The sequence below is a fragment of the Providencia sp. PROV182 genome, from assembly GCF_028480325.1.
Classification (GTDB): domain Bacteria; phylum Pseudomonadota; class Gammaproteobacteria; order Enterobacterales; family Enterobacteriaceae; genus Providencia; species Providencia hangzhouensis.
Genome location: NZ_JAMPOL010000010.1, coordinates 1 through 23,827, shown reverse-complemented (window position 1 = coordinate 23,827; position 23,827 = coordinate 1). Strand labels below are relative to the sequence as shown.

Below are 23,827 nucleotides of genomic sequence, written 5' to 3'. Positions count from 1 at the left end.
AATGCAAACAAAATCGCTCTTGTTAGAAGCACAAAATTTATCATATAAAATCAGTGAAAAGACGCTTATAGATAATGTGAGTTTATCGATTGATCAAGGGGAATTTGTGGTGATCATTGGGCCAAATGGCGCAGGGAAATCCAGTCTATTAAAATTACTAACAGGCTATAATACCCCGACTCATGGTACATGCTTTATTGAAGGCCGAGCAATGACTGACTGGGACCATAATGCGTTAGCCCGAAAACGTGCTGTGATGAAACAGCATAGCCATTTGCAATTTGCTTTTACTGTTGAAGATGTGGTTGCAATGGGCAGAACCCCCTATGGTTCAGAATATAAACACACCGCCATCAATGAAGCGTTAGCACAAACCAGTTGCCAATCATTACGGCAGCGGGATTACCGCCAACTTTCAGGGGGTGAGCAGCAACGCGTTCAATTAGCTCGAGTATTAGCACAATTATGGCAACCAACAGCTCAACCCGCATGCTTGTTTCTCGATGAACCCACTTCTGCGCTTGATCTATATCATCAACAGCATAGCTTACGGTTACTACATCAACTTACACGTCAACGACCGTTAGGTGTTTGCTGTGTATTACATGACCTTAATCTAACCGCATTATATGCAGATAAAGTGTTATTAATTCATAATGGAAAGCTTGTCGCTCAAGGTTCCCCTACCGATGTTTTAACGACTGAAAACTTAACTCGTTGGTATCAAGCTGACCTAGGTGTTACTCAACACCCTGAAAATAACACGCCTCACGTTTATTTACGTCACTAACTCAGGCTTAATAAGCACTTTATTTAACTCATTTTAAAGGTAAAGTGCTTTATTATTTTTACCTTAATAAAGAATTATTTAGTCATATCTATTTTAATAGATAACTAATGTCTTTTAATATTTTAAATTTTTTATATCAATAATCCTTACTCTCTTAATGCGCCCTAGTTAATAAGATAGTTAATAGCCTGAAAATGCGTAAAATCTATATAATGTATTAATAAAGCATTAAATTTCAAAAATAAATCTCAAGTAAATTCACTTAGAATACCTTGGTATCGCATAGGTATTTCAAAGGGTTTACATGGAAAATAACATTATTGAAACATTAATTGAATTAACGCATCGTGGAAATGATGATGTTAAAATTGCAGCTATTTCCGCATTAGGTGATTATAAAGCGACCGTTGAACAACAAAATGCGATCAACCGTTTAATTGAACTCTGTAGAGATCCCAATAAGGATGTTGCGGTGTCTGCAATAAAGGCACTGAGTAAACTCTCCCACCATTTTTAGTATACAAATAATATTTTTTTATCAATCCGTTAAAGCACAGGTTTTTTAATTAATCTTATTTAATCTTCCTAATCCCTATATATGAATAGGTATGATTTTTGCTACCTATTCATACACAAACCTAATCATACTATATCCATATTAGTTGTGTTTTTTGATATTAACAAATTCTTTCTTTTAGTAGCATCTCTACATTGAAATTAATATTTTGAAACAAATGGATTTTAATTAACTTTATTTCTTAATACCCTGATTAGGATAAAAGATGGATAACAAAGTCATAAATACATTACTTGATTTAACGAAAAGAAAAAATGATGATGTAAAAATAGCTGCCATATCCGCTTTAGGTGATTGTAAAATACGACTGAAACAACATAATACGATTAATCGACTACTTGAATTATGTAATGACCCAAATAAAGATGTCGCAATCAGTGCGATTAAAGCAATCAGCAAGCTCTCCCATGGAGGGTTAGAGTAGCGATTTAGGCATGATTAAAACGTTAAGGAATAGCAAGGTGAAACCAACTATTGGCCTCACCCTACAATATACCTAAAACTTCAATATACCTAACACTACCATACTCAGCTATTATCGTTTAAATAGCGTGCATGAAATGCAATATGTTCACCAATAAAGCTACTAATAAAATAGTAACTGTGGTCATATCCATCACGTAAATTCAAACGATATTCAAATTGCTTTTTGTCACAAATATCTACAAATAACTCGGGTTTTAATTGTTCTTGATAGAAAGGATCCGCAGTGCCTACATCCACTAAAATAGGTGGAATAGCCTCCGCTTTTCCGATTAATTCAACAGTGTCATATTGAGACCAGCTAGCTGTTTCTTCCCCCAGATAAGCCATAAAGGCTTTGCGCCCCCAAGGAACTTGGGTTGGAGCAACAATAGGAGAAAATGCAGATAAACTAGAATATCGGCCTGCATTTCGTAAGCCAATCATTAAAGCCCCGTGTCCACCCATAGAATGGCCAAAAATAGAACGTTTATCAGATACAGGCAAATGTGTTTCGATTAAATCAGGTAGTTCAGACACAATATAATCATACATTCTGTAATGATGACTCCACGGAGCTTGCAGAGCATTCACATAAAAACCTGCGCCTTGCCCTAAATCATAAGCCTCGTCATCAGCAACCTCAGCACCGCGAGGGCTAGTATCTGGTGCGATTATAACCACGCCATGTTCTGCCGCAAATTGTTGGGCTCCCGCCTTAGTAATAAAATTTTGTTCATTACAGGTTAACCCTGATAACCAATAAATCACTGGGCAGACGGTTGTTCTCGCTTGTGGTGGTAGAAAAGCTGCAAACTTCATTTCACAGCCGAGCACGGTGGATTGATGTTGATAAACATCCTGCCAGCCCCCAAAACACGCATGGCGTTCAATTCTCTCCATCAAAGACTCCTTAATCATAGTGAATAACGGTGCGGATTGATTTGCCTTCATGCATTAAATCAAATGCGTCATTAATACGCTCTAATGGCAATGTGTGCGTCACAAATGGAGACAGCTCAATATCACCCTTCATGGCATCTTCAACCATTTTTGGCAACTGGCTACGGCCTTTCACACCACCAAAAGCCGTACCACGCCATGACCGCCCTGTTACTAATTGGAATGGACGAGTTGAAATTTCTTGCCCTGCCCCTGCGACACCAATGATAATTGATTGGCCCCATCCTCGGTGTGCACTTTCAAGTGCTGCACGCATAACATTAACATTACCAATACATTCAAAGGTATGATCAACTCCCCACTGGGTTTTCTCAATCAACACTTGCTGAATCGGCTTATCAAAATCATTAGGATTCAAACATTCTGTCGCACCAAATTGGCGCGCTAGTTCAAACTTAGACGGGTTAGTATCAATGGCAATAATACGGCCAGCCTTTGCTTGCCTTGCCCCTTGAATAACCGCAAGACCAATCCCACCGAGGCCAAAAACTGCAACTGAGTCACCTTCTTGTACTTTAGCCGTATTATGTACAGCACCGATACCCGTGGTCACGCCACAACCTAATAAACACACTTCTTCATGATTGGCTTGAGGGTTAATTTTAGCCAAAGAGACTTCGGCAACAACGGTATATTCACTGAATGTTGAACAACCCATATAATGGTAAACAGGCTGGCCATTGTAAGAAAAACGTGTGGTCCCATCAGGCATCACACCTTTACCTTGTGTTTCCCTAACAGAGACACATAAGTTCGTTTTGCCTGACTCACAAAAAACACATTTTCCACATTCTGCCGTATAAAGTGGGATGACATGGTCACCAACGCTAACGCTAGTTACACCTTCACCGACTTCAACAACAACGCCCGCGCCTTCATGCCCTAATACCACAGGAAATAACCCTTCAGGGTCATCACCTGACAAGGTAAATGCATCAGTATGGCAAACACCCGTATGGCTAATTTTGACTAACACTTCCCCAGCCTTTGGTGGCATGACATCAATTTCGACAATTTTTAATGGCTCACCAGGACCAAATGCAACTGCTGCACGTGATTTCATCGTTATTCCTTCTTTATTTACCGCAAATAGGTACGAATTAATGAGATGGCATCGTCTACTGAGTCTTTTTGCAACTGTGTTGTTGCTGACTCTTGAAGCCCTTCCCGCAAATGACTCTCTAATACCCCGGCCATCAAACCATTAACTGCCCCACGAATAGCAGCAATTTGTTGTAAAATGGCGGCGCATTCAACCTCATCTTCCAAGGCTGACTCTAAGGCAAGCAATTGCCCTTTCAACTTTCTGACCCGCGTAAGAACTGCTTTTTTTTCTTTTGGGGAATGTGGCATATTTAAGCCCCTTTAGTATACATAGGGGGAGTATAGTATTGATAAGATTATCTGTACAGAATTCCTGATTTGTATGACCCAAAAAGACAAAATAATATTCGATAGAAAAGAAAAAAGAGGAAAGAGAAATAAGGAGAAACAGTAAAACGTGAATATCACGCTTTACTGTCTTCAAGAATGAATAGATTAGCACTACAACAAGTTAAAATATTTATCTGGCTGGTACTGAGGGGGAAGTGGTTGAATATCTAACATATCCAATGCATTGCGTTCAATACTATTACAAATGGCATTCAGCGGTAAATCATTTGCAGCAGTCCCAAAAGGATCTTCAAGTTCCTCGGCTAGTGCATCCCACGCTAAAAAAGTGTAAGAAATAAAAACAGAAACAAATGGCGTCATATAATGTAGGTCAACAACCAATGCAAATGGAAGTAACGAACAAAATAAGTAAACAGTTCGCTGCAAAATTAGTGTATAAGCAAACGGGATCGGCGTGTTCGCAATACGTTCGCAGCCGCCAAGAACTTCCGATAGAGCATTAATATCTTTATTAATAGCTTGAAAGAGTACATCACTGATGACTTTTTTATCGCGTAATTCCCCCACCTTTAGGCCAATCTGCAATAATATTCGGCTAGTGGGAAACGGACTTCGGATAACCTCATCAAAAATAGTACGGGGTAATAACCTATACATATCAATGATTGGGCTGGTTTTCCTTAATTCATGTTTAAGGCTCCAACCAAAAGCAATCAGCAAATTAGCAAATTCCTTTTGGGCGGCCTGATCATTAGGTAATAACCCTTTAATATTTCTTAGAATATTTCTTTGGTTAATTAATAACGAAGCCCAGAGTGTGCGAGCCTCAATCAAGCGGCTGTAACATGCATTATTGCGAAAACCTAGGAATATTGCGATGGCAATCCCTAGTAAGCTAAAGGGGGCTATTGTTAAGTGTATACCTAATCGCTCGTACCATTGGAAACTTAGTACTGCTACGATTGATATCATTATATTTAGAGAAAGCCGAAATGTTATTTTTGACAGTACAGAGCCATGCCAGTCGAATAACCGAAAAAACCAGTGTTGATGAGGACGAATAACCATAATAAAAAGTATACAATATTAAAAAACGACGTTAACTTATTATTTCACTGATTAATTCAATGCGCTATAGCTAGACAAAAATTAAAGTGAATATGACAATAATTACGACAAGCAGCTATAGCGCTAAATTCATCCAACACGTTTTTAACTTATAAATAATATTTGATTTTAATATTACGTATTGAGTTAATTTTTAGCCGCTTTTAAGCGTTCTATTTCATCTTGTAATGCTTCTATCTGCTGCTCTAAACGATCTGCTTCAGTAAAGCTATAACGATGATTTAATTTTGTTGGCCCAGTCGCCCCCGAATAATGGTCGTAACAGTTATTTTGTACATTTGAAATAGCGCGCTCTAACCCCGCAACTCTATTTCGGTTACCATGCATTTTGGCGTATTTTAGCTGTTTCTCTAGTTGATAGATTTTTTTATCACAACCATAATATTGATAACCTGCTTGAGCGGACACAGGAATAATCAGTGTTGATAAAATTATTAACAGTATTTTTTTCATATAACATTCCTTATTCGAAAAATAATTTATCTGTGGCTATTTCATCATGTTGACGCATTATTCATATAGGCAAGCTCCTAATTTAGCTTAAGTAAAACAAATATAATGGATAATTAAAACAAACCCATCTAAAATGATAACTATATTTTATTATTAACAACTTAAATTAGATTGAGTATTTTTTTCACATAATTTATTACAGACAGACACATTTTTCCCTGATACCTTAATATTAAAGGATCACTCTACAAGGATGTAGCTAGTTTTTATATTTCAGAAAATTAATAAGTACGTGTTTTGACCAAATACTTTATAGAATATATATCAGTTTAATTAATGGTTAACTCGTATTTAATTGTTTACTTTGCACAAATCCTCAATTTATATCGATATTTCTCAAAAATATTCATCCAAAATACCAAAAATTATTATTCTTGATAAAAATTGATTCAGAATAAGTCGAAATATTTCTCCCCCTTCATATTTATTTTGCGACGCTTTACTTAGTGAAGATATACTCTTTAATTAAAAGAAGATAACCTCAAATGAGAGTAGCATGCATCACACTGACTTCGAACTCACGTTCGCAAATGCTAACGAACAACAATTTCATGCTGCATTAAAACAAGCTAGTCAAGAATATCTGCAAACTAAGCAAGATCACGTATTTGCCAGCCGATATGATCTTACTGCAATTGCTATCTTGTTTATTTTTGCTCTTCTGAGTTACCTGCCAACACTCATAACAACATCTACCTCAATTTACATATTATCCTATTTTGTATTTGTTTTACTCATCATGCTATTGAATGTGATTGGCCAGCACGATGCCTGTCATAATACCTTATTTAAATCAAGCTGGAAAAATCGGTTATTTGGCCGTTTAGTGACATTACCTTTAGGTTTAGAGCCAGAGTTTTGGCGTACACGCCATGTTCATTATCACCATCACTATGCCAACATTGAGCATTATGATTTAGATACTGAAGAAAATGGTATATTCCGCCAAACGCCATTTCAACGCTGGCGACCTTTCATGAAATATCAACATATTTATTGGCCTTTCGTTGCATCATTATCACTCACATGGATTGCACTGGTTTTTGATTGGTCGGACAGAACTGGGAAAACACGCTTAAAAACACAGAAAGTTTTACAGGGTAAACTGGGTTGGACGCTATTTTTAGGTAGCAAAGTATGTCACTTAATATTAATGATTGGCACCCCACTGCTAGTGGCTCACAGCCATGGGATCAGCTTAACAACAATACTTATCACTTACTTATTGAGCCAAATGATTGCATCCATTTTTGTCATTTATTTATTACTCGGTACACATTGGGCAGAGACGCAGTTTTTCACTGCTCCTGAAGATAAACAGATCAAGCATGGTTGGTACCATCATAATTTTGTCACGGCTTGTGACTGGCTACCGACCCCCCATTATTTATGGCGTTTAACTGGGGGACTAAACTACCACCTTACACATCATATTTTTCCTCATTGGCATCACCGCCATTACCCTGCTTTAGCTCACATCTTAGCCCAATTGGCGCAGCAATATGATATGCCATATCGTTGTATTGATTACAAACAACTCGTTGCGGCTCAAATACGATTCCTAAAAAAGATGGGGCAGCCGCCATTAAAATAGTTATCTTAGTAAGTTATAAATAACAATTCTCTCAAATGTCCCCTCTATTCCCTTATTTTAGGAGGGATATTATCTAAATAAATCCTTAAGGTCTATCTTCTTTACTTTTGTTACACTTTAAATAAACAATACCCTTATTATTAATGACGAATAATTAAAACGATCGATTGAATTATTGATATAAAAGTGTACGGATATCCGGCTATTATTAACAAAATGAACATTATTTATCTTTTGTTTAATATTTATTTATTAAGAAATTATTAAATTGACCGTTACATTTATTGATGCTTTATTTAAGTTATAAAAAATATAATCAAATAAAAATTAGATTTTAATTACACACTACAATTTTAGAATGGTTGGTGCTCGCATGAAAAAAGCAGAGTATTTTATAAAAAAATTACGTACACTCATAGTGAGTGACAAAACATATCTCACTAATAAATTTACTAAAAAACTCAATTACCGCCCTGATTTTAAAGCCCCAAAAAGTTTTAATGAGAAAGTAAATTTCAGAATGTTGCGAGATAAAAATCCATTATATTCACAATTTGCAGATAAACTCGCGGTAAGGGAATATATCTCACGAACAATAGGAAATGAATATTTAGTACCTATCATCGCCACTTATAAAAGTGTCGATGAAATTGATCTAAACAAACTGCCAGAGCGTTTCGTTTTAAAATGCAATCACGACAGTGGTAGTAGCATTATTTGTCGCGATAAAGCACACTTTGACTGGCTAAAAGCTAAAAATAAATTAGATTTTCATTTAACTAAAAACCTTTACTATATTACTCGAGAACGTCATTATAAAACTATTCCCGCACAAATTATGTGTGAAGAATATATTGATTTATTCGCTAATAAAAACCGGAAGTTAGTACCAGAAACATGCAGGATCCATTGCTTCTCTGGTAAGCCTGCCTATGCAGAGATTGATTACTCAGACGAATTTGGCAATGAATTTATTAATATTTATGATATCAACTGGCAGTTACAACCCGTGACTTTTGGTTATCCGAACATGTTGGAACCCGTATCTGAGCCACCACTATTCAAAGAAATGTTACGGTTAGCAGAAATACTCGTCACACCTTTTGATTATTGCCGAGCAGATTTTTTGATGTCTGATGAAAATACCTTGTATTTCAGCGAACTTACATTTGCCCCAAATGCAGGTAGAACAGAAATATCACCGCTATCATGGGATTTCAAATTAGGGGAGCTTTGGGAGCAACGCATTGTACGTAATACAAAGCATTCACCCATTGAAGCACAACTGTCACCTTCAACCGTCAATAAAAAGAAATAATTAGAACGACAAAAAGGCCCTGTAAGTAATTCACAGAGCCTTTTATTTAGCAGTTTTATTTGTCGATAAAATTAATTTGCTAACACACTGGCTTTACGACGTAAGCTCGCAATTAACATATAAATCGCAGTCACTAACAGCACAATAAAGAAGAAATTCACTAAACCATTATGTTGGCCTAAAAACGTCCCTGCTGCGATAGGCCCCATTGCTGAACCTATACTGTAACTAAACAGCATCACTTGTGTTGCTGCGACGATATAGGAGGAATCTAAGTTATCACACGCCAACGTTATCGCCACAGGATATAGGGCAAAAGTTGACATACCGAGTAGCGCTAAAGCGACAATCATAACTAAGTAGTCACTCGAAATATAAATAACACCCATAGCAAAAACACCTAATAATGAAACCATCGCAAGTAATAAGGTTTTACTCATTAAGACAGATAATTTGCTAACAACTGGCTGTATTAACATCCCACCAAGAATAATTGAAGCCATCAACACACCGACTTGGTCGGTGGTGAATTGGTCTTTTTTCAATGATAACGGCATTAACCCATAGATAGTCCCCATGGTAATACCAGAAACCATACAACCGATAATTGCAGGTTTACTTAAACGAGCAATTTTTTTCAATGACAGTTTTTGATGCGAACCACTTTCTGGCTGGCCTTGACGTACTAATAACGGTGGCATTACCGCTAATAATAATAACCCTAATACCACCATAAACGGATAAGCACCATGGGTTCCAATAACACCAATAGCAAGCTGGCCAAGAGTGGTTCCGCCATACAATGACGTCATATAAAAACTTAAACGTTTAGCACGCTCTTTCGGATTATCGCCAATCAATAACCAAGATTCGACAACCACAAAAATCCCCGCCACTGCAACCCCTGCAACTAAGCGGTTTGGCAACCAAGCTTCAATGGTCGGGGTCCACGGCAGTACAATAACTGTCGCGGCAAGCATCAATAAAAAGCCAATAAAGGCGAGACGATGGCCTATTTTGGCAATAATTGGTTCAATTAACATTGAGCCAATTAATAAACCAATATAATACGCACTCGCTAACCAACCCGCATATTGCGTATCAATACCAAAACTTCCCATCGATAATGGGATTAAGCTCATTAAATAACCCGATGCAATAGCAAAAATCGTTAACCCTGCAACAGGAACGAATGCATTGTCGCGTTTGCGCATGATAGTAGTGGACTGATTCACGCCCAACTCTCCAACTAACAAAATAAATAATATGCGCTGCAACTACATCGTTGAATACGACAGCATTGTGCTCCCAAGAAAGAACACATTTCGGCGATTAGTGCAGTAGTAAAAAAACAAAGATAGGACTAATTTGAGCGCAATATAGAACGTTCAATCATGAAGTTAAAATGAGAAAATCTAATGGTGACTAGCAAAATAATTTATGTGAGAAAAATCACGTTTTTTACGATGGTGAATTTAGTGAAAGAACAACAAGAAAAACAAAAATAACACTTAAAAATCAAAGCAATAGATAGATATAAACATCTCTGTTTTTTGTTACGATTTGATATAACTTAAGTCATATGAAAAAAATCCTAAAAGCGCTTAATAACAAAATAATTTATTTGTCACTGAACACGACTGAATGAATTTAATTCAACAAGTAGTATTCAATGATTCCATGAATAAAAACAACCTAATTATCTCCTTAATGGCACTCTCACTAATCCATTACCTTTTAATCAAAATCCCCCCTGAATAAATACAAATTAATTATTATTTAGTATCATGATTTACCTGATTTGCTTTCTCTAATAAAGAAAGACGCCGCCACAGGGTTGTTCTGCTAATACCTAAATACTGAGCTACGGCTTTACGATCACCACCAAACCTATTCATCACGTCAGTAAGCGGTTCCTTACTTTTATCGATAACAACCTCATGGCTTGTTGCATCCCATTTGCGCTCAGGAGATAGACTCGCCAACATTTCCTCACTAATGGCCTTTTCGGGGTATGCGCTACAATAAAGTGCAACTCGCTCCATTAAGTTTCTGAGTTCTCGCACATTACCGGGCCATGAATACTCAACAAAAAAGCGTTTACACGCAATTAACTGCTGTACACGAAAAGAAGGCAACGGCTGCATTAAGCCTGCAAAGGCTAACTTAAGTAACCGCTCCGCTAATACAAAAATATCATCGCCACGTTCATTGAGTGCTGGAACTCGCATTCTCAATACCCCGAGCCGATAAAATAGATCGGCACGAAAATGCCCTTCTCTTACCCAACGGTCTAAATCGCAATGAGTCGCACAAATGACTCGTACATTGACTTTTAACGGTTTATACCCCCCAACACGCACGACAGAACGCTCTTCGAGCACTCGTAATAATTTTGTTTGTAATGCAATCGGCATTTCACCAATTTCATCTAAGAACAGTGTTCCCCCATTCGCCAGTTCAAATAGCCCTGCTCGGCCACCCCGGCGAGAGCCAGTAAAGGCTCCTTCTTCATAGCCAAATAATTCGGCTTCTAATAATGTTTCAGGGATCGCCCCGCAATTCACGGCCACAAAAGGCATTTGCTGTTTACTGCGCTTATGTTGATTAAATAAGGTATATTCGTGATGAATCGCTTGTGCCACCATCTCTTTCCCAGTTCCACTCGCACCTTGAATCAATACTGTTGCATCAGAACGTGCGTACAACATAATAGTTTGCCTAACACGTTCCATCGGTAATGACGAACCAATCAGGTCATTAATGGTATAACGGACTTTTGCGGGATTAGGAGGGAGATATTTGTCTTGCGAATGGTTTTCACGCCTCGACATTCGGCTTAATTCGATAGCGTCTGAGAATGCTTGTCGTATGGTTTGTGTGGAATAGACAAAAACCCCTGTCATCCCCATTTCATCAGCTAAATCCATGATGAGTCCAGCCCCTACAACAACAGAAATTCCCATTGCTTTTAATGCTTTAAGCTGAGATCTTGCATCTTCTGCGGTGACATAACTACGCTGTTCAATTTGCAAACCAAAACGTTGCTGAAATTCATCTAATGAGGAAAGTGTTTTTTTATAATTAATGATCCCGACTTTATCGCTAATCTCTCGGGCTTTGGCCAATGCTTGCATGACATCGAACCCGCTAATTTTCACGATAATAACAGGAACTGAAACATGGCTTTTTAAATAAGCACCATTTGAACCTGCACTAATGATGGCATCACAATGTCCACCCTGTAATCGTTGATGCACGGCCTCTACCGCCTGCTCAAAACCAAGGTTTAGTGGGGTGATTTCCGCTTGTTCACTAAATTCAGGGCTGATATCTCGAAACAGTGTAAATAACCGAGACACTGAAACAGTCCAAATAATCGGTTTTTCCATCATCGCCATACCTTCTTACCATGTTTCATTTATGTTTCAATTGACAATATCTTGTTTCAACGAAACACACCAACCGATTATTTTAAAATTGTTTTTCCCGTCACAAATCAAAAAAAACAATATCAGTTTGATTTTAAACACATTTGCATACCCATGTAATTTAGAGCCAGATTGGCACGTCAATTGCTATATGACTATAGTTATCTCAATTTCATTACAATTAATTAACATCATATGAGGCTATTATGTCGTCATTTAGTGCAGGACAAAAATTTCGTGAGGCTATCAAGCAAGAATCTCCATTGCAGCTCGTTGGAACTATCAATGCCAACCACGCGCTCCTTGCAAAACAAGCTGGCTATAAAGCTATTTACTTATCTGGAGGTGGCGTCGCTGCGGGGTCACTGGGCATGCCGGACTTAGGTATTTCAACGTTAGATGATGTTTTAATTGATATTCGACGCATTACTGATGTATGTGACTTACCACTTATGGTCGATGCCGATATTGGCTTTGGCCCTTCTGCTTTTAATGTCGCCCGCACGGTGAAATCCTTTTGTAAAGCCGGTGCGGCAGGGTTGCATATTGAAGACCAAGTGGGTGCAAAACGTTGTGGCCATCGTCCTAATAAAGAAATTGTTTCGACACAAGAGATGGTCGACCGCATCAAGGCGGCTGTTGATGCACGAACCGATGACAGCTTTGTCATTATGGCTCGAACCGATGCATTAGCGGTCGAAGGCATTGATGCCGCACTGGAACGTGCACAAGCCTACTTAGAAGCCGGTGCGGACATGCTTTTTCCAGAGGCAATTACTGAGCTTTCTATGTATCAACAGTTTACAAGTAATACCTCAGCTCCCGTACTGGCCAATTTAACTGAATTTGGTCAAACCCCTTTATTTACTCTTGATGAACTACGCAGTGTTGACATTGCCATTGCGCTGTATCCACTGTCTGCGTTTCGAGCCATGAATAAAGCCGCTGAACAGGTTTATACAACATTACGCAAAGAGGGCACTCAAAAAAGTGTCATTCCACTTATGCAGACTCGAGAAGAGCTGTATCAAAGTATTCATTATTACGATTATGAACAAAAACTGGATGCGTTATTTTCCAAGAATAAATCCTAATTTTTAAGCACTTATCATTACTAAAAGTTGCATCGCCTCTGTCCCCTACAAGGAATAAATGATGAATGAACAACTTAGTCGTACTGAAACACCTCAATTTAAACCTAAAAAATCCGTTGCACTTTCAGGTATTACTGCCGGAAATACCGCACTTTGTACCGTTGGGCGTAATGGTAATGACCTGCATTATCGCGGGTTTGACATTCACGACTTAGCCACACAATGTGAATTTGAAGAAATCGCGCATTTGCTCATCCATGAAAGGCTGCCGACAGCAACCGAACTCGTTGCATATAAAGAAAAGTTGCAATCTCTTCGGGGGTTACCGGCAAGTGTTAAACAAACGTTAGAATCCATACCCGCGAACGCGCACCCAATGGACGTCATGCGCACAGGCGTATCAATGATGGGCTGCGTGTTACCCGAAAAAGAATCTCACCCTTTTTCCGGTGCTAGGGATATTGCTGATCGCTTATTAGCGTCACTGGGTTCGATGTTGTTGTATTGGTATCACTTTAGCCACCATGGAAGACGTATTGAAACCCAAACTGATGATGATTCAATTGGTGCGCATTTCTTACACCTATTACACGGTAAAAAGCCCCCTGCTCAATGGGAAAAATTTATGCATATTGCGGCAATTTTATACGCAGAACATGAATTTAACGCATCGACATTCGCAGCAAGGGTTATTGCGGGAACAGGCACGGATTTTTACTCTGCGATGACAGGTGCAATTGCCGCTTTGCGTGGCCCAAAACACGGGGGGGCAAATGAAGTTTCATTAGAAATTCAGCAACGTTATGCCTCAATGGAGGAAGCAGAGCAAGATATTACAGCACGCGTTAAAAATAGTGAGGTTATCATTGGGTTTGGCCACCCCGTTTATACCCTCGCAGACCCCCGCCACCCTATTATCAAGTCTGTCGCTTTACAGTTATCAGAACAGAGCCTAAATCGACATCTTTATACCGTTGCGGATCGAATTGAATCCGTAATGAAACGTGAAAAAAACATGTTTCCAAATTTAGATTGGTTTTCTGCTGTGGCTTATCACCTTATGGGCATTCCCACCGCCATGTTTACCCCATTATTTGTTATGGCACGTACCGCTGGCTGGTCAGCACATATTATTGAGCAACGACAAGATAATAAAATTATTCGTCCTTCAGCCAACTATATTGGTCCTGAAAATCAATTATTTACTCCTATAGAACAGCGTTAAAAGGTAACCTAATGACAACACAAACCGTGCGTTCGCAACAAATTGAATTTGATAAAGTGATCAGCGATATTGTTGATTATGTAATGGATTACCCAATTATTTCTGACCTCGCCTATGATACGGCTTATCATTGCCTGCTCGATACCCTTGGTTGCGGTATGGAATCCCTTGAATACCCTGCATGTAAAAAATTATTAGGGCCTATCGTTCCGGGTACGATTGTGCCAAATGGCACAAAAATCCCAGGCACCCAATTTCAATTAGACCCAGTGCAAGGCGCATTTAATCTTGGCACAATGTGCCGTTGGCTCGACTTTAATGACACTTGGCTGGCTGCCGAATGGGGCCACCCGTCGGATAACCTTGGTGGTATTTTAGCCACTGCGGATTGGCTTTCTCGTGAAAACATTGCGAAAGGCAAGCCACCGCTAGTTATTAGAGATGTTTTGACTGCATTAATTAAAGCGCATGAAATTCAAGGCTGCATCGCACTAGAAAATGCCTTTAACCAAGTCGGGCTCGACCATGTTATTTTAGTCAAAGTGGCATCAACTGCGGTTGTTTCTCATCTATTGGGGCTGGAAAGAGAACAAATTCTCAATGCTGTTTCCCAAGCGTGGATTGATGGTCACAGCTTACGTACCTACCGCCACAGCCCCAATACAGGGTCTCGCAAGTCATGGGCGGCAGGTGACGCCACCTCCCGTGCTGTACGGCTGGCTTTAATGGCTCAAAAAGGGGAAATGGGCTATCCAACGGCGCTAACGGCTAAAACCTGGGGCTTCTACGATGTTTTATTTAATGGACAACCCCTGTGTTTTCAACGTCCTTATGGCTCCTATGTTATGGAAAATGTGTTGTTTAAGATTTCTTTCCCTGCTGAGTTTCATTCCCAAACAGCAGTAGAGGCAGCGTTACAACTCCACCAAACCCTCGAAAAATTAGGAAAAACGGCTCAAGATATTGAGTCTATTGCCATACGCACTCATGAAGCTTGTATTCGTATCATTGATAAAAAAGGCCCATTACATAATCCGGCAGATCGTGACCATTGCATTCAATATATGGTCGCTATCCCATTAATTTTTGGTCGTTTAACGGCTGCTGATTATGAAGATAATATTGCCAAAGATGAGCGTATTGATGCATTACGTGCAAAAATGCATTGCACTGAAGATGCACAGTTTACCCGAGACTATCATGACCCTGAAAAACGTTCGATTAGCAATGGGTTAACCATTACATTGAAGGATGGGCAAGTGCTTGATGAAGTTGTTATCGAATATCCTGTTGGCCATAAACGCCGCCGTAAAGAAGGGATGCCATTGTTATTAAATAAATTTAGAATTAATTTAGCAAGGCAATTCCCAGAGGCTCAACAAATTCGAATTTTAAAAGCCTCTCTCGATAAGCCAATGCTAGAAAAAATGCCCGTCAATGAATATATGGATCTATTCGTTATTTAAGACTAAGGAAATTATTAACTGGCGAGCATTAACTGGCGAGTAATTCAGCGCCTTAATATAGAGGCGCTGAATATTCACTATTGTATTAGAAAACAAATTGGTAACGCGTTTGGTTTTGGTACATTTGTTGAGGAAATGCAATCGAACTGTATTGTTCTCCCCACTCAGGGTGATTGATTGCATCTGCTGGAAACTGAGTTGCTATCACTACCCCTGAATAAGGGACATACGTTCGTGTTTTCCCCGACGTTGCAAGCAGGTTATTTCCACTGTACACATGTAATGCAGGCTGCGTGGTTGCGATATTTAGCCGCACATCACCACTTGGTGCTCCGAGGGTTGCCACCGTCTGCAGACCATCGGTTAATGTATTGTTTAATATAAACGTATGGTCATACCCCCCAACTCGACGTTGGTCATCATCTTGTAAGAAATCTCGGCCAATCCGTTTACTTTGGCGAAAATCAAAATTTGTATCTGCAACGTTATACCACTCTCCCGTTGGGATACCGTCCATATCTGTCGGCAAATATTGGTCTGCATCAATATATAAATCATGTTCCAAAGCCGTTCTGACCGAGTCCTCCCCCGCTAAGTTAAAGTAGATGTGATTCGCAAGATTAACAGGGTAAGCTTCTGTCGATTGATAAGCATGGTGAATAACGACTTGATTATCTTCTGTAAGTTCATAGCTCACTTCAACGTCTAACTGCCCCGGAAAGCCTTGATCACCAACAGGCGACGTCAAAGAAAAAACAGCTTTTTGGGGTGTTGGTTGAAAAATACCCCATATGCGATGGCTAAAACTGTGTTTTCCACCATTCAAGCAATGTACACCTTGGTTATTCGAAAGTTGATAATGCTGTTCATCTAGCGTGAATTGTGAATTGTTTATGCGGTTAGCAACTCGCCCAACGATTGAACCAAGGTATACCCCCTGTTCCATCTGTTTAGCCATATTGGGTGAACCTAAAACAACATCTCGTTTTCCTGTTGCTAGTGGAAGTATACAGCTAACCCAACTAGCTCCTAGGCTACTGAGAATAACCTTCATACCATTTTGATTAGTAAGGGCAATAACCTTTGGGGCGCGAAATGTCTGACATTGTTCTTGAGTTAACCGCATTTTTTCCTCAATCATTCAATAATCACTATAGAGAGCATTTTGTGGGGTTTGCTACATTTGCCCTATATTTTGAAACAAATACCTTATTGTGCCATCTTGAAACTGCTTATTAATTTTCGCCTTGTTATCAATCAGGTGCAATAATTAATGTGTTGATTTTACATAATAGCTTGCAATAAAAAACCGAGCCACTTTAAAGCTCGGTTTTTATCGAAAAATAAAATAAATGTGTGATTAATGCTTAGCGTCTTTGTCATACGGGTCAAGGTGGGTCATAACATCCAAAATTAATGGGTTTTCCATCAATTTTTTACGCACATTTACCGCAATTTCATGGCCAACAGTAATACTCATATTTCCATCAAGCTCTAAATGCACATCCACCAATAAAAAGTCACCCGATTTACGTGTTTTTAAATCATGATATCCTGATAACTCACTAATATTATCCAAAACAGAACGGATTTCCTGCAAAGTTTCTTCGTCTGCGCCTTTATCCATTAAATCTTGCATGGATTGATTGGTGAATTTAAACCCCATCCGAAAAACAAATGTCCCTACAATCAACGCGGCCAGTGGGTCAAAAATTTTAAACCCACACAAGCTACCAACAATACCAATGGCCACCACTAGGGAGGAAGCCGCATCGGAACGAGCATGCCATGCATTCGCCACTAACATACTGGAGTTTACTTTTTTCGCGACATGCAACATATAGCGAAACAGCCCCTCTTTTGCGACTAAAGCAATCAGTGCAACAATCAATGCAATTGAGTGAACTTCAGGAATTAACTCAGGTTTCAGTAATTTTTCAATCGCTGACCAAACCATTCCCACGCCCACAATTAATAAAATAATACCTAATATTAATGAAGCGCCATTTTCATAACGAAAATGACCATATGGATGGTCTTCATCTGGCTTCTTGTGGCTTTTCTTATTGGCTATCAACACCACAAAATCAGCGACCAAATCCGATAATGTATGAATACCGTCAGCGACTAACCCGGAAGAATGAGAAAAAATACCAACAATTATCTGCCAAATCGATAAGAAAATATTTACGACAACACTGACTAAGGTACTTTTTTTTGCGGCTTTAAATTTTATTTGTTGGATTTCAAAATCACTTTTTTTCTGTGTTGAAGCATTATTCATAGTCATAAAATAGGTTCTTTAATGAAAAACAAAACAATTATCATTCAAATAACACATTTAAATCAATTAGTTAAGCAACTTACCGCGATCTTCGCATATATTTTGTTAAAAGTCTCTGTGTGATTTGTAAATAACACTGAGAGTTGATAATAATTATTCTTTCTTTTCAAAGAAGAAGCTATGTCATTTTTAGATTATCGTTATAAATGCGCACGTTATAGCATTTATTACTTTTCATTTAACTTATAGTATATTGTAGATAACCTTTTGTAATTAATTTTAAATAATACGAAAATGAGGTAGCTATGTATAAAAAAATCCTAGTCCCTATTGATTTGTTAGAAGATGAATTAAACCAAGAGATCATCAAACACGTTGAGGCACTAGCGCAACTAAGCTCAGCTGAAATTCATTTTCTATCCGTTATTCCGAGCCTTGAGTTATTTTTTGGTATTGAAATTGCCGCATTACCAGAAAGCAACAAAGATTCTGCGGAACGCTCAATCCTTGCAATGCGTGCGTTAGAAGAAGTCATTAAAGATATCAAAGTTGCTGATGAACGGATTAACTGCAAAATTGGTATTGGTTCAGCTAAAGATGAAATCTTAGATTATGCGCAAGAAATTAGCGCAGATCTCATTGTTGTAGGCTCCCATCACCCAAGCACTTCAACCTATTTATTAGGTTCAACAGCCTCTGCAATCGTGCGCCATGCGAAAACATCTGTCTTCGTTATTCGCTAAATTGGTTTCTATAAAAAATGCCGCTAAATGCGGCATTTTCTTTAATATTTATTTTGTAACTGAATCAATTAATTTATCGTCTGTAGACCAGATACGATATTTTACTTGCATATCTTTCGGAGCATAAACCACAATCGGTAATTTACTGTTATAACGCACAAATGCATCATCGCCTAATTGAGTCGTCACAAAACGGTCTTTTGCAGGCTCAGAGCATCCCATCATAGTGGATGCCGGGCCTTTTACTTCGTCGAGTTTATAATAATCATAGCCCCAGCCTTCCAACGTCTTTCTGTCTAGGTCACCCATAAACCATTGGCGGTTACAATCTGCTTTGATCGTTTTTCCAATAACTAACTCAACCATAAAGTCATTTTCATTTTGTTGCTTGGTTAATTCAATCACATGACGAGTCATACCCGATTCTGCTTTTGGGTATGGCGCGATCTTTTCCAAATCTTCCGTTGCTACTGCACAAGATGAAATTAGTGCCGCCGCCATTACAGATAAAATCGCTTTTTTCATTATTTATTCCTATTTAAGAACACAAAACCAATTTTTAAAACCAGTCTTTTATCCATGTTAAGTCATTTACACCGTAATTATCACTATAGATGATTCTTAATTACAAAAATATAGATAACTCAGGTAAAAGCCATGTAATACTACTTAATTCTAGTAGAAGGATCATAAAACTAATAAAAATTATGTAAATTACAAGCTATTTGGATGTACAAAATGCATGCACTGTTTATACTGAAACTGAGGCTTAATATATTCTGAGGAGGTAGTATGTTATCAGCAGATCAAGATTTAGTTTCAAAATTAATCTCTACACATCCCCGTTTTCAAACTCTTTATGAAAAACATCATCAACTCGACAAAGAAATCAGCAAATTAGAAGGGCCTTCTGGTGCTGGTTACAATGAGCATGTCGCTAAGCTAAAAAAAGAAAAATTACATCTTAAAGATGAAATGCAAAAAATAATGCTCTCGAGTCAATAGGTTATCACGATAATAGTATTAGTTGTTTTTCTCACATAATGAAATTCAAAAACTGGGCTAACATCCTAAAAGATAATGATATTCTATCGATCATTTAACGTTAGCTAGTGTTGTTTCACACTAATATAAGAGGGTATTTTTTTATTACCCTCTTTTTATTACGCCGAATAACTCACCATTTTATTGAGTCCCATCAATAAAAATACAAAAAAATTATCATAAACCAACCATAAATTGTATATTAAATATATGTTTTGTTTTTATAGAGAATTTTCTATGGTTGGCAAACGCATACACCGTGAAATTAAAACGATTGAAAAAATGATAAAAATCTATGAGAAAGCCTATCCAGCACCAGCAGAATCACCTGATTTTTATCAAAAACTATTTTCCTATGCCGTTAATAGATTAGAAAAATGCCGATATGGAGAAGAAAAACCAGCATGTAAACAATGTCCAATCCATTGTTACCAACCCAAAATGAGAGAGCAGATGAAGCTAGTTATGCGCTGGGCTGGCCCGAAGATGTTAATCCATCACCCAATTCTCGCTATACGTCATTTACTTGATGATCGTAAACCAGTCCCTGATTTACCAGCTAAAGTAAACAAGCGAGCAACTCAGAAACAAGAGCCATAATTAGTGAGCCTATAGCTCAAGCTTAGCCCTCTATTTAAAGCAAAGTACAACATGAGGAGAAATAATAAAGCACAAAGATGTTGAAAAATGGCGAGCAACAAGTAGTAACCCTAAGGAACTATTTATAAAAATATATATTTAAAATACCTATTAAAGCAATCATAGAAACCTATCAATTAAAAAACGAGACTCGAGTCACAAACAAATAGCAATCTCCCCACATCTTAATAAATTAAATCAATCATATCGATTTAAAAAATAAATAACTTAGATTAATAACCATTAATTACATTAGTAAAATTAATAAATTATAGTTTTGCCGAAATCTATAATCATCATTAGCATAGCTAAAATTTATATTACTATGCTAAAAATGATAAGTAAGAAGAAAGTAGAAAAAAAACACGGTTTAGGTGTAAAAAACGATAACATATTAACATACGACTAATTTTATCAATTCAGATTAAAAATCCAAACTAATTAAAATTATAAGTATAATAATTAAATTACCCCACCAATAACACAAAAAATACCGAGCAATTCACAATAATAACTCGGAAAAAGTATATTTAGAAACATTTATTTATATTTAGAATTATAATGTGACACAAAATTAATCGATTTATATAATTTCAATCATACTAATAACATCCATGCTTTATATCACCAGATAGGAATAGTTGAATATTTTATTTTGAATTTATATTTAAATACGATTAAAAAGGTATAGTCATGCAAGCAATAAACTCACCAAATCGACACTTCATTAAACAGATAAACATTGATAGTAACGCGGCCCATAACATTATTGACCTAGAAACTAAAGGGCTTTTAATTATAGAACAAGGCTCTGTGTTACTAGAAACCCCAGCTAACTCACAATCTTTAAATGAAGGCGATATCTTATATCACAAACAGGGAGCTTACTCACTACAGCTCACTGAAACAACAAGTTGCAAATTACTTTGGATATCCTTGGATGATAACTTTTTGCGTAGTTTCATCACCAATCATGGCACTGAGTTAAGCGAAATAGACCGCAATGAAGGCTTACCCTGTGATATCATTAAATTTAATTCATCCCCTCTCATTGAAGAAATCAAATCAAGCTTAAATACATTTGTTAATAACGAATACCCTGACGTCATTTTCTCACTCCGAGTTAGTGAATTACTGTTATTACTAAGCTACAGTGAACAAGGTGCTTTATTGCTATCTAATTTTAGACAGCTAAGTAGTCGCCAAATAGAACGTCTACAAATGTTTATGGAAAATAATTATCTTAAAGAGTGGAAATTAAGTGAGTTCGCACGTACTTTTGGTATGGGATTAACAACATTTAAAGAACTGTTCAATACCGTTTATGCAACGTCACCACGCGCATGGATAAGTGAAAAACGTATTATGTATGCACACCAGTTATTAATTAATACTACAATGAGTATTGTAGAGGTTTCTATGGAAGCAGGCTTTTCAAGTCAATCTTACTTCACCCAAACTTATCGAAAACGGTTTGGCTACACACCGAGTCGGTCAAGAATAGCAGCTTAACCGCTCAGTAAGACTCTAACTCATGCCCTGTCAGTTATAGAAGTTTAATCTTCACTATAATCTGGCAGAAAGGCAAACATCAAATCCTTCCTTTAAATATTCACATTCACTTCTTATACTTCTTATACTTCTTATACTTCTTATACTTCTTATACTTCTTATACTTCTTTCAGATTGATACATCACAAAAAAAGGTAATTTGCCTTTCAGTGACAAATTACCTTTAAGATAACCTTAAATAAAAGCTATGCTATTTCGCTTTGATTATTTTTAAATCAATAATTGACATGGAGTTTGGTGGTACCTCACCTGGTATGCCTTCAACGCCATACCCACCTTCAGGTTTAATATAGACTTTAACCATTCCCCCTTCCCCTGCTCGTTCGACAAAGGAGTTTAATGGTGCAGGTAACTGATTATAAGGTAATGTGACAGGGTTTTGATCGGTATACAACACCGTAACCTTACCGTCAGTTAATTGCTCTCTCATAATAAAAGTCACGTCTTTATTTTTCACGTCTTTTATCGGTGAGCCAACTTGAATGATTTTATAGTAAGTATTGCTATCGAGCTTACTGTATTTTTGAGCGGTAATTTGCTCAATAATTTTTTGGTTTTTCTTCGCATTTTCTGCGGCAATCACTTTTGCATCTTTGCTAGGAGGAATTCGCCCAGCCAGACCAGTACTCGATTTCGAACCACCTCTTGCTTTTAATGCATCATTTTCATTTTGTAATTGAGTTATCTGTCGATTTAACGCCATAATTTGTGATTTTAAAGCTTCATCACTCGAAATGGATTTACTTGAATCCAATTCCGTTTGTAGTTTTTTCAATTTTTCTTGTGCTAATGCCAACTCTTTTTGAGAGTTCGCTTTTAAATCACCAAGAAGTTTATTCGTGTCTGTCAGTTTTTGCTCAATTTCAGACTGTTTCTTTGTTTTAGCCGCAATATCACTTTCAAGTTTGCTGATTTTGTCTTCTTGAGCCTTAGTCTGCTTAGTAAATTGCTGGTTTTGCTGGTCAAGTTTTTTCTTCTCACTTTCTTGGGCAGCAAGAGCGTCACTAATTGATTTTTTCTCAGATTCTAACTTGGCAATAGCGCTTTCTTTTTCTTTCAATAATGTAACTTGTTTATTTAAGTCCGCAGTTAACGCTTTAACTTGCTTGTCACTTGCTTGACCTACTAGCGCTGTTTGTTTTTCAACATCTTTTTGTAATTTCAGCAGTTCTGCATTAGCCTGTTCCAATTGTTTTTGAGCATTAACAAAATTTTGTTCATTTTGTTTTAAGTTTTCTTGCAATTGTTGCTGTTGCTTTTGGCTCTCAACATATTGTTTTGATAAAACATTCTGTGCTGCTTGCTGCTCAGCCAACTGTTTTTTTGCTGTTGCTAATTCAGACTCTAACGTAATTTTTTGTGCTAATTTGGCAGTTTGCTCTGCTAAAGATGCTTGGATCTTATCTGCTTGCTGCGCTTTCTGTTTCAGTTGCGTAACAAGCTGCTGGTTTTTCTCCGCTAGCGCTTTTGCGTCCGCTTGCTGTTTGGCGAGCGCCTCACGGGTGGTTTGGCTCTCCGTTTCAGCTTTCTTCAACCCGTCTTCTTTTTGCTTCAACAAAGCGAGTTGTTTGTTTAAATCCGCCGTCAGT

The 23,827-nt window shown here is 37.7% G+C and carries 23 protein-coding genes; 12 read left to right on the top strand and 11 right to left on the bottom strand.

Annotation, left to right across the window (positions count from 1 at the left end):
• Position 1: 1 nt before the first annotated feature.
• The 3 genes from PR834_RS08100 to PR834_RS08090 all read left to right on the top strand — a co-directional run bounded on the left by PR834_RS08100 (position 2) and on the right by PR834_RS08090 (position 1,791).
• A complete protein-coding gene (locus PR834_RS08100; RefSeq protein WP_036958448.1) occupies positions 2-790 on the top strand; it encodes a heme ABC transporter ATP-binding protein in 789 nt (262 codons plus the stop codon).
• A gap of 304 nt (positions 791-1,094) precedes the next feature.
• Entirely contained in the window at positions 1,095-1,307 is a 213-nt protein-coding gene (locus tag PR834_RS08095; protein ID WP_004261718.1) for a HEAT repeat domain-containing protein, read from the top strand.
• A gap of 265 nt (positions 1,308-1,572) precedes the next feature.
• On the top strand, positions 1,573-1,791 hold the full coding sequence (locus PR834_RS08090; protein WP_004261720.1) for a HEAT repeat domain-containing protein: 219 nt from the start codon (positions 1,573-1,575) through the stop codon (positions 1,789-1,791).
• A 104-nt stretch (positions 1,792-1,895) separates the two neighbouring features.
• On the opposite strand, the gene fghA is transcribed toward PR834_RS08090, so the two are convergent.
• From fghA to PR834_RS08065, 5 genes are all read right to left on the bottom strand, one after another.
• On the bottom strand, positions 1,896-2,732 hold the full coding sequence (gene fghA / locus PR834_RS08085) for an S-formylglutathione hydrolase (protein WP_036958450.1): 837 nt from the start codon (positions 2,730-2,732) through the stop codon (positions 1,896-1,898).
• A 10-nt stretch (positions 2,733-2,742) separates the two neighbouring features.
• Complete coding sequence (locus PR834_RS08080) at positions 2,743-3,855, bottom strand: S-(hydroxymethyl)glutathione dehydrogenase/class III alcohol dehydrogenase (protein WP_004261726.1); 1,113 nt, start codon at positions 3,853-3,855, stop codon at positions 2,743-2,745.
• A gap of 17 nt (positions 3,856-3,872) precedes the next feature.
• On the bottom strand, positions 3,873-4,145 hold the full coding sequence (gene frmR, locus PR834_RS08075) for a formaldehyde-responsive transcriptional repressor FrmR (protein ID WP_004261729.1): 273 nt from the start codon (positions 4,143-4,145) through the stop codon (positions 3,873-3,875).
• 192 nt (positions 4,146-4,337) lie between these two features.
• Positions 4,338-5,255, bottom strand: coding sequence for a bestrophin family protein (locus PR834_RS08070; RefSeq protein ID WP_036958452.1), 918 nt, complete (start codon positions 5,253-5,255; stop codon positions 4,338-4,340).
• 186 nt (positions 5,256-5,441) lie between these two features.
• Complete coding sequence (locus tag PR834_RS08065) at positions 5,442-5,768, bottom strand: DUF1090 family protein (protein WP_004261735.1); 327 nt, start codon at positions 5,766-5,768, stop codon at positions 5,442-5,444.
• A 556-nt stretch (positions 5,769-6,324) separates the two neighbouring features.
• On the opposite strand from PR834_RS08065, the gene PR834_RS08060 reads away from it, so the two are divergent.
• On the top strand, positions 6,325-7,422 hold the full coding sequence (locus tag PR834_RS08060; RefSeq protein ID WP_096863325.1) for a fatty acid desaturase family protein: 1,098 nt from the start codon (positions 6,325-6,327) through the stop codon (positions 7,420-7,422).
• A 373-nt stretch (positions 7,423-7,795) separates the two neighbouring features.
• Positions 7,796-8,740: an ATP-grasp fold amidoligase family protein gene (locus PR834_RS08055; RefSeq protein ID WP_036958454.1), complete on the top strand. Its 945-nt coding sequence runs from the start codon at positions 7,796-7,798 to the stop codon at positions 8,738-8,740.
• A gap of 71 nt (positions 8,741-8,811) precedes the next feature.
• Here PR834_RS08055 and PR834_RS08050 read toward each other — a convergent pair whose 3' ends face one another.
• Positions 8,812-9,954, bottom strand: coding sequence for an MFS transporter (locus PR834_RS08050; protein WP_004261743.1), 1,143 nt, complete (start codon positions 9,952-9,954; stop codon positions 8,812-8,814).
• 561 nt (positions 9,955-10,515) lie between these two features.
• On the bottom strand, positions 10,516-12,132 hold the full coding sequence (gene prpR / locus PR834_RS08045; protein WP_050763775.1) for a propionate catabolism operon regulatory protein PrpR: 1,617 nt from the start codon (positions 12,130-12,132) through the stop codon (positions 10,516-10,518).
• A gap of 245 nt (positions 12,133-12,377) precedes the next feature.
• On the opposite strand from prpR, the gene prpB reads away from it, so the two are divergent.
• The 3 genes from prpB to PR834_RS08030 all read left to right on the top strand — a co-directional run bounded on the left by prpB (position 12,378) and on the right by PR834_RS08030 (position 15,956).
• Positions 12,378-13,265 (top strand): methylisocitrate lyase, encoded by an 888-nt coding sequence (prpB, locus tag PR834_RS08040; protein ID WP_004261750.1) that lies wholly within the window; start codon positions 12,378-12,380, stop codon positions 13,263-13,265.
• A 61-nt stretch (positions 13,266-13,326) separates the two neighbouring features.
• Positions 13,327-14,490, top strand: a complete 1,164-nt coding sequence (gene prpC / locus PR834_RS08035; protein WP_094962084.1) for a bifunctional 2-methylcitrate synthase/citrate synthase — start codon at positions 13,327-13,329, stop codon at positions 14,488-14,490.
• An 11-nt stretch (positions 14,491-14,501) separates the two neighbouring features.
• Positions 14,502-15,956, top strand: a complete 1,455-nt coding sequence (locus PR834_RS08030; RefSeq protein WP_096863323.1) for a bifunctional 2-methylcitrate dehydratase/aconitate hydratase — start codon at positions 14,502-14,504, stop codon at positions 15,954-15,956.
• 85 nt (positions 15,957-16,041) lie between these two features.
• Here PR834_RS08030 and PR834_RS08025 read toward each other — a convergent pair whose 3' ends face one another.
• A complete protein-coding gene (locus tag PR834_RS08025) occupies positions 16,042-17,082 on the bottom strand; it encodes a galactose-1-epimerase (protein ID WP_272536607.1) in 1,041 nt (346 codons plus the stop codon).
• A 234-nt stretch (positions 17,083-17,316) separates the two neighbouring features.
• On the bottom strand, positions 17,317-18,246 hold the full coding sequence (locus PR834_RS08020; protein WP_004261765.1) for a cation diffusion facilitator family transporter: 930 nt from the start codon (positions 18,244-18,246) through the stop codon (positions 17,317-17,319).
• A 299-nt stretch (positions 18,247-18,545) separates the two neighbouring features.
• Here PR834_RS08020 and PR834_RS08015 point away from each other — a divergent pair, with 299 nt between their 5' ends.
• Complete coding sequence (locus PR834_RS08015; protein WP_004261767.1) at positions 18,546-18,983, top strand: universal stress protein; 438 nt, start codon at positions 18,546-18,548, stop codon at positions 18,981-18,983.
• Positions 18,984-19,031: 48 nt separating this feature from the next.
• Here the strand turns inward: PR834_RS08015 and eco are convergent, their stop codons facing one another.
• Positions 19,032-19,508 (bottom strand): serine protease inhibitor ecotin, encoded by a 477-nt coding sequence (gene eco, locus PR834_RS08010; protein ID WP_094962081.1) that lies wholly within the window; start codon positions 19,506-19,508, stop codon positions 19,032-19,034.
• 267 nt (positions 19,509-19,775) lie between these two features.
• On the opposite strand from eco, the gene PR834_RS08005 reads away from it, so the two are divergent.
• From PR834_RS08005 to PR834_RS07995, 3 genes are all read left to right on the top strand, one after another.
• On the top strand, positions 19,776-19,988 hold the full coding sequence (locus tag PR834_RS08005; protein WP_004261774.1) for a DUF465 domain-containing protein: 213 nt from the start codon (positions 19,776-19,778) through the stop codon (positions 19,986-19,988).
• A 276-nt stretch (positions 19,989-20,264) separates the two neighbouring features.
• Entirely contained in the window at positions 20,265-20,627 is a 363-nt protein-coding gene (locus tag PR834_RS08000; protein ID WP_096863321.1) for a nitrous oxide-stimulated promoter family protein, read from the top strand.
• 732 nt (positions 20,628-21,359) lie between these two features.
• Positions 21,360-22,178, top strand: a complete 819-nt coding sequence (locus PR834_RS07995) for a helix-turn-helix transcriptional regulator (protein ID WP_112307216.1) — start codon at positions 21,360-21,362, stop codon at positions 22,176-22,178.
• 250 nt (positions 22,179-22,428) lie between these two features.
• On the opposite strand, the gene PR834_RS07990 is transcribed toward PR834_RS07995, so the two are convergent.
• Positions 22,429-23,827 (bottom strand): hypothetical protein (locus tag PR834_RS07990; RefSeq protein ID WP_272536572.1); only part of this gene is annotated, 1,399 nt, incomplete at its 5' end.